This is a genomic window from Corynebacterium sanguinis (assembly GCF_007641235.1).
GTDB lineage: Bacteria > Actinomycetota > Actinomycetes > Mycobacteriales > Mycobacteriaceae > Corynebacterium > Corynebacterium sanguinis.
Genome location: NZ_CP038157.1, coordinates 1,763,653 through 1,778,565 on the forward strand (window position 1 = coordinate 1,763,653; position 14,913 = coordinate 1,778,565).

Annotated in this window: 13 protein-coding genes; 4 read left to right on the forward strand and 9 right to left on the reverse strand. The window is 66.6% G+C overall.

Going from position 1 to position 14,913, the window contains the following annotated elements; translation table 11 throughout:
• Positions 1–20: 20 nt before the first annotated feature.
• Positions 21–2,576: a DEAD/DEAH box helicase gene (locus E3227_RS08505; RefSeq protein WP_144318639.1), complete on the reverse strand. Its 2,556-nt coding sequence runs from the start codon at positions 2,574–2,576 to the stop codon at positions 21–23.
• Positions 2,577–2,635: 59 nt separating this feature from the next.
• Entirely contained in the window at positions 2,636–3,715 is a 1,080-nt protein-coding gene (locus E3227_RS08510) for a PAC2 family protein (RefSeq protein ID WP_144318180.1), read from the reverse strand.
• Positions 3,716–3,945: 230 nt separating this feature from the next.
• Between E3227_RS08510 and E3227_RS08515 the strand changes: the two genes are divergently transcribed.
• Positions 3,946–5,064 (forward strand): DUF4192 domain-containing protein, encoded by a 1,119-nt coding sequence (locus E3227_RS08515; RefSeq protein ID WP_144318181.1) that lies wholly within the window; start codon positions 3,946–3,948, stop codon positions 5,062–5,064.
• A 3-nt stretch (positions 5,065–5,067) separates the two neighbouring features.
• Here the strand turns inward: E3227_RS08515 and galE are convergent, their stop codons facing one another.
• The 6 genes from galE to E3227_RS08545 form a co-directional block, all read right to left on the reverse strand.
• Positions 5,068–6,054 carry a UDP-glucose 4-epimerase GalE gene (galE, locus tag E3227_RS08520; protein WP_144318182.1) on the reverse strand — a complete coding sequence of 329 codons (987 nt, stop codon included), beginning with the start codon at positions 6,052–6,054 and terminating at the stop codon, positions 5,068–5,070.
• Positions 6,055–6,085: 31 nt separating this feature from the next.
• Entirely contained in the window at positions 6,086–6,775 is a 690-nt protein-coding gene (locus E3227_RS08525; protein WP_144318183.1) for a metal-dependent transcriptional regulator, read from the reverse strand.
• Between the two features lie 144 nt (positions 6,776–6,919).
• Complete coding sequence (locus E3227_RS08530; protein WP_144318184.1) at positions 6,920–7,915, reverse strand: sigma-70 family RNA polymerase sigma factor; 996 nt, start codon at positions 7,913–7,915, stop codon at positions 6,920–6,922.
• Between the two features lie 125 nt (positions 7,916–8,040).
• Positions 8,041–8,475 (reverse strand): D-aminoacyl-tRNA deacylase, encoded by a 435-nt coding sequence (gene dtd, locus E3227_RS08535; RefSeq protein WP_144318185.1) that lies wholly within the window; start codon positions 8,473–8,475, stop codon positions 8,041–8,043.
• Positions 8,476–10,032, reverse strand: a complete 1,557-nt coding sequence (locus E3227_RS08540; RefSeq protein WP_144318186.1) for a DUF7782 domain-containing protein — start codon at positions 10,030–10,032, stop codon at positions 8,476–8,478.
• A complete protein-coding gene (locus E3227_RS08545) occupies positions 10,016–10,495 on the reverse strand; it encodes a DUF3099 domain-containing protein (RefSeq protein ID WP_144318187.1) in 480 nt (159 codons plus the stop codon). The genes E3227_RS08540 and E3227_RS08545 overlap by 17 nt, the downstream gene beginning before the upstream one ends.
• Before the next feature lie 62 nt (positions 10,496–10,557).
• Here E3227_RS08545 and E3227_RS08550 point away from each other — a divergent pair, with 62 nt between their 5' ends.
• The 3 genes from E3227_RS08550 to E3227_RS08560 are packed head-to-tail and all read left to right on the forward strand — an operon-like array spanning position 10,558 to position 13,207.
• Positions 10,558–10,812: a DUF3039 domain-containing protein gene (locus tag E3227_RS08550; RefSeq protein WP_136651259.1), complete on the forward strand. Its 255-nt coding sequence runs from the start codon at positions 10,558–10,560 to the stop codon at positions 10,810–10,812.
• A 59-nt stretch (positions 10,813–10,871) separates the two neighbouring features.
• On the forward strand, positions 10,872–12,557 hold the full coding sequence (locus tag E3227_RS08555; protein WP_246062935.1) for a DEAD/DEAH box helicase: 1,686 nt from the start codon (positions 10,872–10,874) through the stop codon (positions 12,555–12,557).
• A 20-nt stretch (positions 12,558–12,577) separates the two neighbouring features.
• Entirely contained in the window at positions 12,578–13,207 is a 630-nt protein-coding gene (locus E3227_RS08560; RefSeq protein WP_136651149.1) for a DUF4190 domain-containing protein, read from the forward strand.
• 71 nt (positions 13,208–13,278) lie between these two features.
• On the opposite strand, the gene E3227_RS08565 is transcribed toward E3227_RS08560, so the two are convergent.
• Positions 13,279–14,802, reverse strand: a complete 1,524-nt coding sequence (locus E3227_RS08565) for an RNA polymerase sigma factor (RefSeq protein WP_181729403.1) — start codon at positions 14,800–14,802, stop codon at positions 13,279–13,281.
• Positions 14,803–14,913 lie beyond the last annotated feature (111 nt).

A 14,913-nucleotide genomic window follows, 5' to 3' on the forward strand; every position in this document is an offset into this window, starting at 1 on the left:
TTCCCGTTTGCTTAGTTAGATCAAACTTTTTTCATCACCAGCTGACTCAGGCGCACTTCCCCTGCCTGGTCCGAGGCATCCAGGTCCACCACGCCGTGGAGCTGGAAGGACTTTTCGCCCGCCGGGTCCTTGAGCACCTGCACAACCGGCCACTGCCGGCCGCTCTCGCTCTCGATGCGGAAGTACTCCGGCCCGCGCGCGTCGGCGTCGAGCACGACATCGTCGTACTCGTCGAAGTAGTCGTCCATCTCCGCGGGCCAGTCGGGCGCGGCGGGGCCGGCGGCCTCAGCGTCGCCGTCGGGGTCGTCGAGGTAGGCGAGCATCTCGGCGAGCTGGTCTTCCTTTTCGAAGGCGAAGAGCTCGACGAGACGGAAGAAGTAGTTGCGCACCATTACGCGGAACGCGCGGCGGTTGGCCGTCAGGGCCGAGGGGTCCTCGACGCCGAACGCGAGCTCACGCTCGAGCGCTTCTTGCGAGATCGGGGAATCCTCGTCGGCCATGTGCGCCCACTCGTCGATGAGCGAGGAGTCGACCTGGCGGACGAGCTCGCCGAGCCAGGCGATGATATCGCCCAGCTCGTCGTTGAGGAAGGCCTCGGGGATGGAGTGCGATAGAGTGCGCCAGGCGTCGGTGAGGTAGCGCAGGATCACACCCTCCGAGCGCGCGAGGCCGTAGGTGGCGATGAGGTCCGAAAACGTCATCGCGTGCTCGATCATGTCGCGCACGACCGACTTGGGCGAGAGCTGGAACTCCTTGGCCCAAGGGTTGCCCTGCGTGAACGTCTCGTAGGCCGCTTCCAGCTCCTCTTCAAGCGGCTTGGGGTAGGTCACGTCCTCGATCAGCGCCATGCGCTCGGTGTAGTCCACGCCATCGGCCTTCAGCGCGGCAATCTCCTCGCCGCGCGCCGCGGATTGCTGCGCCTGGAGAAGCTGGCGTGGATCATCCAGGATCGCCTCGAACGTGGAGATGACATCCAGGGCGTAAGTCTCCGACTCCGGGTCGAGGACGGTCAAAAACGCCAGCGCGAAGGGGGAGAGCGGCTGGTTCAACGCGAAATCGCGGTCCAACTCCCGGGTGAGCGTGTACGGGCGCATCGCGGGCGAATCCGGGGTGCGCTCGACCACCTGCGCGTTGACGAGCCCGCGGAAAAGTTCGACGGCGGTGAGGATGTCACGGTTTTGCTTGGCCCGCGTGTCGTGGTTGTCGCGCAACAGGCGCATCATGTGCGCGTACCCGTCGCCGGGGCGAGCCACGACGTTCAGCAGCATCGAGTTGGACACCCGGAACTGGCTCGTCAGCTCCTCCGGCTCGGCAGTGGTGAGCCGCTCGAACGTCTTCTCCGACCAGGACACCTCGCCGTCGCGGGCGGATTTCTTGCGAATCTTCTTCAGCTTCTTCGGGTCGTCGCCCGCCTTGCGGCGCAGCTTGACGTTCTCGATCTCGTGCTCCGGGGCCTCGACGACGACGGTGCCCTCCGTGTCAAACCCCGCGCGCCCCGCCCGGCCCGCGATCTGGTGGAACTCGCGCGACTTCAAAACGCGCTGGCGGGTGCCGTCGTACTTCGCCAACCCTGTCATCAGCACGGTTCGAATCGGCACGTTGATACCCACACCGAGGGTGTCCGTGCCGCAGATGATCTTCAACAGCCCAGTTTGCGACAGCTTTTCGACGAGCCTGCGGTACTTCGGCAGCATCCCCGCGTGGTGCACGCCGATCCCGCGACGCAGCAGCGACGACAGCGTCTTGCCGAAGGTGGTGGTGAAGCGGAAATCGCCGATCTCCTCCGCGATGCGCTTCTTCTCCTCCGCGGTGACGATGTTCATGCTCGTGAGCGCCTGGGCGCGCTCGGTGGCCTCGCGCTGGGAGAAATGGACGACGTAGATGGGGGCCTTGCCGGCGTCGAGAAGCTCTTCGAGCGTCTCGTGGACCGGGGTGAACACGTAGTGGAAGTCCAGCGGCACGGGCCGCTGCGAACCACCGACATAGGTGGTGGGGCGGCCCGTGCGCTTGGTCAGGTCCTCCTCGAGCCACGCGGTGTTGCCGAGGGTCGCCGACATGAGCAGGAACTGGGCCTTCGGCAGCTCAAGCAGGGGCACCTGCCACGCCCATCCGCGATCCGGCTCGGAGTAGTAGTGGAACTCGTCCATGACCACCTGGTCGATCGCGGCCCGCTCGCCTTCGCGCAGCGCGATGTTGGCGACGATCTCCGCGGTCGCGGCGATGATCGGGGCGTGCGCGTTCACGGTGGCGTCGCCCGTCATCATCCCGACATTCTCAGGTCCGAAGATCTCGCACAACGCGAAGAACTTCTCGCTGACCAGTGCCTTGATCGGTGCGGTGTAGAACGAGCGCTGTCCGCGCGCGAGCGCGATGAAGTGCGCCGCGTTTGCCACCATCGACTTGCCCGACCCGGTCGGGGTCGCCAGAATAACGTTCTCGCCGGTCAGCAGGGCAAGCGACGCCTCCTCCTGCGCGGGGTATAGCGTGATTCCACGCTCGCGGGTCCAGGAGTTGAACACGTCCCACACCACCTCATCGAAGAGGGATTCCGGGACGTCGGCGAGGTCGGGGAGCATGTCGGCTAAAGTCACGCCCTCAACCGTAGCCGAGGGCCCCGACACGACGACGCGGCCTCCTACTGGTCGTCGTCCAGAGCGCCCTGCTCGCCGGTGTCGTCATCGTCGTCACGCTCGGCGCTGTCCGGCTCGCTCAGGTCGGTGGTGTAGTGGTCCGCCAACCGGCTGTCCACGTCCTCGCCGAAGGGCAGGGCGCGCTCACCGAAGCTGTCGTAGTCGCGGTCATCGATGGCCGAGAGGAAGTTCTCGAACGCCTCGCCGATCTCCTCGCCGCTGGGCATCTGCGACTCACCCGGCATCATCGCGTTCGGGTGGCGGTCGCGGTACTCCTGCATCTCCGAATCGTAGTGCTGCTCCAGGGCAGCGACCACCTGGGAGATCTCCTGCGACGACGCCGTCTGCTCGGCGAGCTGGCGCGAGACGCGCTGCATGTCGTGCTCCAGCGAGCGCAGCGGGAACTGCAGGTTGCTGGCATCAGAGACCGACTGCAGCAGCTGGTACGTCGCACTGGGGTAGGGAGAGGCCGAGACGTAGTGCGGAACGTGCGCCGTGTAGCCCGCCACCTTGCGGCCGCGGCCGTGCAGCACGCGCTCAATCATAATCGCGGCCGAGCCCGGCACGGTGACCATGCCGTCGAAGGTGAACATCGTGCCCACGAGCTCCCGGTCGTTGCCGTGCGCGGACACGACTAGGGGGCGGGTGTGCGGCGCGCCCATCGGCGCGGCGTAGAGGCAGATGGTCTTGTCCACGTTGAAGCGATCCGCCAGGTCCGCCACGGCCTCACTAAACGCCTCCCAGCGCAGGTCGGGTTCCGGGCCGGAGAGCAGCAGGAATGACTGGCCCTCGGTGTCGCGCAGCACGCGCATGTCCAGCTGGAGGTCCTCCATGCTGGTGATTTCGCTGTGCGCCATGGTGACAATGGGCCGCCGCGAGCGGTAATCAATCAGCTCGTCGTTGTTAAACGTCGCCACCGTGCGCGACTCGAACGCAGCCTTGAGGTGGTCGGCAGCGCCCTCGACGGCGTGACCCGCGTCAGCGTAGCCCTGCATGGCAATAATGAGGGTTGGTCCGGCTGGCCCTTCCCCAACTGCGGGGGCGGGGTACTCCAGCTCATACATGTGACGTTCTTGGTCCGTCATCTGTGCTCCTTTGCATCCCTGGGCCGACTCTCGCCCATCTATTCATTGCTTGGAACAACGATGGGGCGGGCGAAAACATTCCCATATCGAGCATTCCATTGTGCCGGATGCGGCGCCCCAGCGCCACGTCGGGGCGGGGTCCTGTGGATAACTGTAGATAACACTGACTTATCCACAGGCGCACATCCACCCGATGGAACCTGTGCTACGGGCGAGCAGTCTTAGTAAATATGGATCTGACTCCAGGGACACTGAACGGACCACAAGACATCATCGCCGCCTTGCCGGGAATCTTCGGCTTCTACCCCCAAGAATCTACCGTCATCGTCGGGATCTACCCCGCGGACAGCGACGGCACGACCCGCCTGGGTCCTGTCATGCGCGCTGACCTTGCCCACACCCACCACATGTTACCCGCACTCATCGACACCCCCGGTGGCGAATGCATCGCCTTCTACGCGGTCATCATCAGCCGCATCCCCAATTCCACGCTGGTGGAAGAGACCAAGGAGCTGTTGTTCAACTTCTCGTCCGCCGAGGGCACCTCCCTCATTGACGCCTGCTGGCACGTCTCCGAAATTGCCCACGGCACCCCGTACACCATCGTCTTCGGCCCTAACCCAGCGCATCTCGCGCACGTCGACCGCGGTGAGGAGTGGATCTCCGGCACGGTGCCGTGCGTCGTCTCCTCGCCCTCAATGAAGCCGCTGTTGCACAATGGGGCACTGCCGGAACTCGACCGCGCGGACACGTTCCGCTTCTTCGAGGCGTGGGACGATATCGACCCAACCCACCCGGACTGCGACCCTGCCGCCGCCGCACGCCGCGCCACCGAACTCGCGCTGCTGCGCGACACGGACACAGCCACGCTCGCAGCCGAGATTGATGACGCCTGCGCGCTGCTCCACGAGGTCTGCCCGCGCCCGATGATCCACGAGGTGGCGCGCCCGGGGAGGGCCAGCATCTTCGGCCACCCGGGCGACGGGGTAGACCTCGCCGCGATGCTCGCGATGCGCTGGTCGCGCGACCTGCTGGTGATTGACGCGCTGAAGTCCCCGCAAAGCGCGGCAGCAGCCCTGCTGTGGGTGGCCAAGGCCTACCGCGGAGAGATTCGCGCCAATGCGTTGACCCTGTGGGCGACCATCGCCACCGCCCGCCACCTCAGCTCGTGGGCCGTGGTGGCGCTAGCCTGCGCCCAGGAGGAAGTCCCCGGCCACAGCCTGTCGGAGCTGCTGCTGACCATGCTGCACAACGGCCTGCAGGAAAACCTTGTCGAGACAGCCGAGTCGGGCTGCGCGATGGCGTGGGCGGTGTTCGATACCGCGCGCGCCACCCTAGGAGGGGAGTGAGTTCTAGCGCTTGGGGGCTGCGTGGGAGCGATCGCCGAGCTCGCGGGTGAACTCCCACGCATCCTCGACGATGCGGCGCAGCTGCGTGCGCGTCGGATCCCAGCCAAGCTCGCGCTGGATCTTCTCTGAAGAGGCGATGAGCACAGCCGGGTCGCCGGCGCGCCGGGGAGCGACCTCGGCGGGGATCGGGTGCCCCGTGACCTCGCGGCACACCTCGATGACCTCGCGCACGGAGTAGCCGTCGCCCGAGCCCAGGTTGTAAATGCGGTGCTCGCCCGGCGTGCTGGATTCCAAGGCGAGCACGTGGGCGTCGGCGAGGTCGCGGATGTGGATGTAGTCGCGCACGCAGGTGCCGTCTTTGGTGGGCCAGTCGTCGCCGAAGATCATGATCTTGTCTCGGTAGCCCAGCGCGACCTGCAGGACCAGCGGAATGAGGTGCGTTTCGGTCTTGTGGTTCTCGCCGATCGCGCCGTGCGCGCCGGCGACGTTGAAGTAGCGCAGGCTCGTCGCTCCCAGGCCGTAGGCCTGGCAGTAGGAAGTAATGGCGTAGTCGATGGCCAGCTTCGTCGCCCCGTAGGGGTTCGTTGGCCTCGTCGGGGTGTCTTCGGTGATCGGCACCGTCTCCGGCTCGCCGTAGGTCGCGGCGGTGGAGGAGAACACGAGCTTGGGAACCTGGTGCGTGCGCATGGCGTCGAGAAGCGATAGCGAAGTGACCAAGTTGTCGCGCCAGTACTCGTGGGGCACCTCCATGGACTCGCCGACGAGCGAGCGCGCCGCGAAGTGCAGGACGCCGTCGATGTCGCCGCTGGCCAGCGTGGCGTCGATGAAGTCGCCGATGCGGCCCTCGACCAGGGTGGCGCCCGCGGGCACGGCCTCGGGGTTGCCGGTGGAGAAGTCATCGATGACGGTGACGTCGTGGCCGGCGTCGACAAGCACCTTGGCGCAGACGCTTCCGACGTATCCGGCGCCGCCTGTGACAACGAGTTTCATGGCTGGCCTTTCCTTCTGGGGTGGGCCGCGTCTAGGCGGTGGGGCTGACGCGGAACGCGTGGGCGATGTCGTCACTCAGCGTCACGGTCGAGCCTAACCCCGAGGCGACGAGGATGTCGCCGTCGTCGCCGCGGCTCAGGGTGACGGTGCTGTCGATGCCGATCTTCGCCGCCGCGAGCTCACGGAAGACGGGCAGGTTGAGCTGCAGAATCTCGCTGATCTGCACCACGCGGGCCTCAACCGGCGAGCTGAGATCCAGATCAATCGCCCGGGTGCCGTGCTCGAGGGAGGCGTCCTCGTCCACGCCGAGCTCCGCGAGGGCGGGGATCGGGTTGCCGAAGGGGGAGCGGTAGGGGTTGTGCAGCACCGCGACGACCCGCTTCTCCACCTCCTCGCTCATCACGTGCTCCCAGCGGCACGCCTCCTCGTGGACACGGGAGAGGTCGAGCTGGAGGACGTCGGTAAGCAGGCGCTCGGCGAGGCGGTGCTTGCGCATCACCGCGGTGGCGCGCTCGCGCCCGACCTGCGTCAGCGACAGTGAGCGGTCCGGCTCGACGACGATCAGGCCGTCGCGCTCCATGCGAGCGACGGTTTGGGAAACGGTCGGCCCGGACTGGTCGAGGCGCTCAACGATACGCGCGCGCATCGGAATGATGCCCTCTTCTTCCAGCTCGTAGACCGTTCTTAAGTACATTTCGGTCGTATCTACTAGGTCACGCACGCTTGCCAATCCCTCTCACGCTCATGCCGGCCGCCAGCAGCGCACCCGCCGCCGCGTGCCTAGCGATTCTTGGACACATCCTAACAAACGCAAAAACGCGCCCGGGCGGTGAACCGTCAATCCGCCCGGGCGCGCCCGGTGTTGCTACATCGCGTAATCGCGCAGCCGGTCGGCGCGCTCGCCGACGCGCAGCTTCGCCATGACCTCGCGCTCGATCTGGCGCACGCGCTCGCGGGACAGGCCGAACTGGCGGCCGATCTGGTCGAGGGTGCGGGGCACACCGTCGTCAAGGCCGTAGCGCAGGCGGATCACGTCCTGCTCGCGCTGCTCTAGGCCGCCGATGATGTCCTGGATGTCGTCGTGGCGCAGGCTGGAGACCACGGCGTCCTCGGCGTCGGTTGCCTCGGCGTCCTCGATGAAGTCACCCAGGGGTGCCTCCTCGTCCACGCCGACGGGCATGTCGAGGGAGACCGGGTCGCGCGACTGGCGCAGCAGCATCTCGATCTTGGACTCCTCGATGCCGGACTCTTCCGACAGCTCCTCGTTCGTGGGTTCGCGGCCCAGGGACTGGTACATCTCGCGGCGGATGCGCGAGAGCTTGTTCACCTGCTCCACGAGGTGGACTGGTAGGCGGATGGTGCGCGACTGGTCGGCCATGCCGCGGGTGATTGCCTGGCGGATCCACCAGGTGGCGTAGGTGGAGAACTTGAACCCCTTGGCGTAGTCGAACTTCTCCATCGCGCGGATCAGGCCGAGGTTGCCCTCCTGGATCAGGTCAAGCAACGGCATACCGCGGCCCGTGTAGCGCTTTGCCAGGGAGACAACGAGGCGCAGGTTCGCCTCGAGCAGGTGCGAGCGCGCGCGGCGGCCCTGCTTGGCCAAGATCTTCAGGTCGCGCTTCTTCGCGCGGGTGAGCTTGGTGTCGGGGTCGTCTAAAAGGAACTGTGCGTAGAGCCCGACCTCGATGCGCTGGGCCAGCTCCACCTCCTCGGCGGCGTCGAGCAGCGCGGTCTTGCCGATGCCGTTGAGGTACACGCGGACCAAGTCTGCCGACGGATTGTCATTCGTCTGGTTCCGGCGACTGCCGCGATCGACGGTTTCTTCCTGATCAGCGGCGGGAGCATGATCCGGTTGAGTCATGTTTGTTAGCCTCCTAGAACGGTTCGGGTCTAATGCCTTAACGCACGAGGCTCACAGTTTGTTCCCGGCTTGCTAACAATGATCATCCGCGCAGCTCAGCGGGCGCTTTGGCCCGTGTGCATGGCTCAGGCCTCAACCAGGACAGTAAACGGGCCCTCGTTAACACTGGTGACCTTCATCATCGCCCCGAAGCGCCCCTGCTCGACGTGGATGCCCCGGCGGCGCAGCTCCTCGGCGATGCTCTCGATCACCGGCTCGGCGATGTTTCCGGGCGCCGCGTCTGCCCATGAAGGCCGCCGGCCTTTCGCGGTGCGGCCGAGCAGCGTGAACTGGCTCACCAGCAAGACCGGTGCGCCTGCGTCTTCGGCGCTGCGTTCGCCGTCGAGGATGCGCAGTTCCGCGATCTTGCGCGCCACCGTGCGCCACGCGTCCTCGGCGTCGTCGCGGCCCACGCCCACCAGGGCGAGGATCCCGCCGGTGTCAGGACAGTCGATCGCGCCGACGACGTCGCCGTCGACGGTGACGCTGGCCTGGGAGACGCGGGTGAGTGCGGCTCTCATTTACAGCACCGCCAGGTCGGCGATCTCGGCGGGAATGATCAGCCCGTGGCGGATCAGGTCGACCGCCGCCGCGGCCGCGGAGTGCGCCAGCTCGTCGGTGGCGGCGTCGTCAAGCCCGCGCGACGCGGCGAAGAGCCCCACGACGTCTCCCAGGCTCAGCCCGCGCGGGTTGAGGCCCGCGAGCACGGAGCGCAGCGCCGCGTCGATGTCGTGGCTAAACCGCGGCCCGTCGGTGCGGGTGACGCGGGTGACGTGGTGGGCAAAGCCCATGCCCGTTTCTGTGTCGGTGACGCTGACCTCCTCGAGCGCGAGGCCGGGGCGCACCAGGTAGCGGGCGTCGAGCACCTCGTCGTGGCGGCGTTGGCGCAGCCAGTCCATGCGCGTGAAATACTCTTCGGCCTCCGGGCCCAGCGCGTCCGTGAAGGAGTGCGACAGGGTCTCGGCAGTCACCTCGGAGGGGGCATCGCCGATGTCGCGCAGGAACACCCACCCGAACCCGACGGCGCGCACGCCCTCGGCAGCGAAGTGCTCCAGCCAGGCGGCGGTGCGCTCGATGCCCTCGCGCGAGCGCGGGTCGATTGATTCGTCGCGCAGCCACGTGGAGACGTACATGCCGGGGTCGACCACGTCGCGCTGCACCACCCACGCCGAGACGCCGGTCGGCGGCAGCCACGAGGCTACGCGGCTTTCCCAGGTGCCGTCGACAAGGTGCACCCAGGAGGCGAGGATGTGGGCGCTGCCGCCGGGTGCGAGGTGGGCCGGCGCAGTGCTGACCACGAGCTTGCTCGCCTCATCGAGCCACAGGCCGGAATCGCGGTAGACGTGGCCGACCTCGGGCAGGCCGACGACAAACGGCGGGTTGGCGACGATCCTGTCGAAGCGCTCACCCGCGACCGGCTCGAACCACGAGCCGTGGCGCAGCTCGACGTTGCGCACCCCGTTCGCCGCCATGGTCGCCTCCGCCAGCTCGAGCGCCCGGGGATGCACGTCGGTGGCCACGACCTCGACCGCGCACGACGACTGGGCGATGGCCTGCACACCCGAACCCGTGCCTAGGTCCAGCACCCGCTGAACCGGCGAGCACGGGGTCGCCGACAGCAGCGACAGCGACGCCGAGCCCACTCCGAGCACGTGGTCGCGCCCTGGCACGTGTTCAGTGACCGACGCGTCAAGGTCGGAGATGATCAGCCGGTTGTGGCCCGCGATCACGTGCGGGCGCACGTCGAGCGCAACCTGCGCCTCGCCGGCGGGGGTGAGGCGCGCGAGGTGGGCGTCGATAAGCGATAAAGCGAGCGCGGGGGAGAGCAGCTCAGCGAGCGTATCGACGCCCATCGGCTCGCGCAGCAGGAAAAAGCGGATCAGGCCAGACATCGTCGACGAGTCGCGGCACGCGTGGCGGACCACACCGGGCTCGCCGCGGTACAGCGCCTCGGTGGCCTCCGGGCCGAGGTGGGCGGCAATGCCGTCGGCGCTAAACGACGCGCGCTCAAGCGCCTCGGCGAGCGCGGCGGCGGTCTCGGGAAGGCTGGGTGCGGGGTTGTTACTCATCCTTGTCATCGTGGTCGATGATAACCCGACCCGACTGGTTGCCCGCGGCGCCGAGCTCACGGCGTCGCTGCTGCTCAAGCTCGAACTCGTGCGCGGCGGCGCGCGCGGTGGCGGGCTTATACACGTTCTTCTGCCGCGGGTCGCGTTTTTCTCCCTGGCCGTTTCCCACCATCACTGCGATCCACGGCAGCGGGATGGACACGACGAACAGCAATCCGGCCAGCCACCAGTTTTCCCAGTACCACGCGGCGAGCATGGACAGCAGGATGAACGGGATGCGCAGGCTCTGCAGCAGCATGTAGTTGCGCTCGCGGGAGCGGATGTTCTGCTCGTGGGTGTGGCGGGCGTCGGTAATTAGCTCGCCGCGGGTGCGTCTCAGGCGCAGGCGCCGAGATGTGCGGGCGGGGACCTCCGGCTCCACGTCGACCGTGTAGGGGTCGCTGAATTCGTTGAATTCCTCCGCCGGTGTCATGAGCGCCCAGCGTAACCCGTGGACACGCGGGCGGCTTAATTTTTCACCCGTTGTGGGGCATGATGGGTGCTGTGACTACGACGACGAAGACTCTCGAGCGGCCGGATTTACGGGAAGATACCTCGTCAACCACGGACGACGGAACGCCTAAGTTTTTCCACTACGTAAAGAAGGACCAGATTGTAGACTCCGCGATCTCCGGGCAGATGGTCGTCGCGCTGTGCGGCGCGACATTCCCGGTGAAGAAGCAGGCCAAGCCGGGTTCCCCGGTCTGCGCCGACTGCGAGCGTATTTACAAGGGGTTGCGCAGGAAGTGACCCTTACGGCTTCAGGGCCCCGGCTGCGCGCGTGGCAGCAGGAGGCCTTTGATTCGTTCATGGCCACCAAGCCGCGCGACTTCCTCGCCGTGGCGACGCCGGGCGCGGGTAAGACCACCTTCGCGCTCACCCTCGCCGCTGCGCTGCGCGACGGGCGCGACGTCGAGCGCATCATCGTGGTCGTTCCCACGGAGCACCTCAAGCACCAGTGGTCTGACGCGGCGAAGCGCTTCGGCCTGTCGCTGGACGCGAACTTCACCAACAGTTCCGGGTTCAACTCCGCCTACAACGGCATTGCGGTCACCTACGCCCAGGTGGCGATGCACCCGTTTAAGCACCACGCGCTAGCGTCGGCGCGACGCAGCCTGGTCATCCTGGACGAGATCCACCACGCCGGCGACGCGAAGAGCTGGGGCGACGGTGTGCGCGAGGCCTACAACATGGTGGAGCACCGCTTGGCGCTGACCGGCACGCCGTTTCGCTCGGACGACTCCGCCATCCCCTTTGTCACCTACGCCGAGGACGGCGAGGGCCACCTTGTCAGCCAGGCCGACTACACCTACGGCTACGCGCACGCGCTTGCCGACGGCGTCGTGCGCCCCGTTGTCTTCCTCGCCTACTCGGGTGAAGCGCAGTGGAAGGACTCCGCCGGCGAGGAGTACACCGCGCGCCTCGGCGAGCCGCTGAGCCCCGAGCAGACCGCGCGCGCCTGGAAGACGGCGCTGGACCCGAAGGGGGAGTGGATCGCCGCGGTGCTGCGCGCCGCCCACACCCGCTTGGCAAAAATCCGCGCCAACATGCCGGATGCTGGCGGCCTGGTCATCGCCACGGACACCACCACGGCGCGCGCCTACGCCAAGCTGCTCCGCGAGATCAGCTCCACGCCGGTCACCGTCGTGTTGTCCGACGAGCCGGGCTCGTCGAAACGCATCGACGAGTTCTCGGCGTCGAGCGACGAGTGGATGGTGGCCGTGCGAATGGTCTCCGAGGGCGTCGACGTGCCGCGCTTAGCCGTCGGCGTCTACGCCACCTCCGCGTCCACCCCGCTGTTTTTCGCCCAGGCGATTGGCCGTTTCGTGCGCTCGCGCATGCCGGGGGAGTCCGCCTCGGTGTTCTTGCCCTCGGTGCCGGTGCTGTTGCGCCTTGCCGAGGAAATGGAGGTCTCGCGCGACCACGTGCTGGGCAAGCCGCACCGCGACCAGGGGTGGGCCGACGAGCTTTTAGAGCGCGCCAACCGCACTGAGAGCGAGCCCGATGAGGCCGGAAGCTACGAGTCCATCGGGGCGTCCGCGGAGCTGGATTCGCTTATTTTCGACGGCTCCACCTACGGCACAACAACGGCCGCGGGTTCCGCCGAGGAGCAAGACTTCCTCGGCCTGCCTGGGCTTCTCGACGCCGAGCAGGTACGCACCCTGCTGCAAAAGCGCCAAAGCGAGCAGCTCGACGCACGCGAAGCAGCCGAACGCGCCCGCAAAGAGGCCGAGCGCGCCACCGCCGAGCGCGCCCAGCTCCACGGCGACACCCCGCCCCCACCGGGCGGTTCTAGCGGATCGGGCTTGGCCGCCGACGAAATCCCCCAGCTGCGCCGCGAACTCAACGCGCGCGTGTCCGTCGTCGCCGGGCGCACTGGGCGGCCGCACGGCTCGATCCACAACGAGGTGCGCAAGGCCTGCGGCGGGCCGCCGACCGCGTTGTGCAACGCGCAGCAACTTCGAGACCGCATTGCCTACCTGCGCGACTGGTAGCGCTGGTAGCGTGGGTGCCCATGAGCACCCCATACAACCCGAATAACTCCGATCCGAGCGGCTTCAACCACCCCGAGGGGTACTCCGCCTACAACCCGAACAGCGGCGAGACCCCTAACCCCAACGCTGGCGGCACCTACGGGCCTGGCCCAGAGAGCCCGCTGGGCAATGGCTTCGGCACGTCCAACCCGGACAGCGTGTTTAGCAACGATTACGCATCCATGGGCGCGGCGGGCAACCCGGCTTACGGCAACGGCACCGTGGCACCGCAGCAAAACGGTATGGCGATCGCCGCGCTCATCGTCGGCATCATCTCGCTGCTCGGCATCCTGTTCCTGCCCATCGCATTCCTGGGCGGCATCATCGCGATCGTCCTTGGCGCCCTGGGCCTGCGCAAAGCGAAGACGCTGGAGCCGGGCGCGCAGCGCCGCGGCATGTCGATTGCGGGCATCGTCATGGGTGCCGTCGCGCTGCTTCTCTCCATCGCCATGCTCGTGTTCGTGGGCGTTGGGTTCTCTCGCCTGATGAACAGTGGCGTGGCCGAGCAGTGCCAGCAGCTGGAGGGCGACGCAACCGCTTACCAGCAGTGCGTGACGGACTTCCTTAAAAACGATCCGAATTCCCCGCTGAACACCCAGGGTTCCTCCTAAAAGCCCTGCGCAAAAGCGGCCGCCCCCGATAGTGTTGGGGGTGGCCGCTTTGTTCGCGTATCCGAGGGGAGCTAGTCCAGGTAGTCGCGCAGCACCTGCGAGCGCGACGGGTGGCGCAGCTTGGACATCGTCTTCGATTCGATCTGGCGGATGCGCTCGCGCGTCACGCCGTAAACCTGGCCGATCTCGTCGAGTGTGCGGGGCATGCCGTCGGTAAGCCCGAAGCGCAGGCGCACCACGCCGGCTTCGCGCTCGGACAGCGTGTGCAGAACGTCCTGTAGCTGGTCCTGCAGGAGGGTGAACGAAACCGCGTCGACCGCGACGACAGCCTCGGAGTCCTCGATGAAGTCGCCGAGCTGGCTATCGCCCTCGTCGCCGATGGTCTGATCCAGGGAGATCGGCTCGCGCGCGTACTGCTGGATCTCGAGGACCTTCTCCTCGGTGATGTCCATTTCCTTGGCCAGTTCTTGCGGGGTAGGCTCGCGGCCGAGATCCTGCAGCAGCTCGCGCTGGATGCGCCCGAGCTTGTTGATCACCTCGACCATGTGGACCGGGATACGGATGGTGCGCGCCTGGTCCGCCATGGCGCGCGTGATCGCCTGGCGGATCCACCACGTGGCGTAGGTGGAGAACTTGTAGCCCTTGGAGTAGTCGAACTTCTCCACGGCGCGGATCAGGCCGAGGTTGCCCTCCTGGATCAGGTCGAGGAATGCCATACCGCGGCCGGTGTAGCGCTTGGCCAGGGAGACAACGAGGCGTAGGTTGGCCTCGAGCAGGTGGTTCTTCGCCTTGCGGCCGTCGCGCGCCACGGCGCGCAGATCGCGCTTGACGGCGGGGGTGAGCTTGGCTTCCTTGTCGCCCTCGGCGGCGGCGCGCTCCATCTCGTCGAGCCGATGCTGTGCGTAGAGGCCAGCCTCGATGCGCTTCGCTAGCGAGACCTCAAGTTCCGCGTCGAGCAGTGCAACCTTGCCGATCTGCTTGAGGTAAGCGCGTACCGAGTCGGCGGACGCCGTAAGCTGCGCGTCCTTGCGTGCCTGACGCAGGGCGGCGGATTCCTCGATGTCCCACACGGAGGAGGAATCAACCGCTTCCTCGCCGTCTTCCTCCGCGGCCTCGGGGTCGTCTTTGTCGTCTTCCACGTCGTCGACATCGTCCACGTCATCAACGTCATCAACCTCGTCGGCGAACTCCTCGTCCTCATCGCCGAGCAACTGGTCGAAGTCCTCGTCGACATCGGCGGGGACGTCTATTACCTCGTCGATCGCGGCGTCATCGGTAGTGACCGCGAGCTCGTCGTCCTCGGCTGCGTGGGGGGCAGCAGCGTGGGCGGCGGTGGCCTTCTTCGCGGCGGTCTTCTTGACCGTCTTCTTTACCGCCTTCTTGGCAGTTTTCTTAGCCGTTTTCTTCACTGCCTTTTTCGCGGTCTTCTTAGCCGTTTTCTTGGCCGTGCGCTTCGCGGGCGTGCTGGCAGGCGTAGTAGAGGCGTCGGCTGCTGCCTCGCCCGAAGTGCTCCCGGTGACGTTATCCACGCTGCTCACGCTCTCGTTTCCGGAATTTTCCCTGGCTGCCACGTACGCCCTTTCACTTAAATTCATAGTGGGTTCCGCTTTCTTAGACAACCCACAGTACGCAAATTGGGCTGCTATTTCAGGAACGGCAAGTCTAACAACGACTACTAGCCCGCCTGTTTTATGGCCCAGGCTACC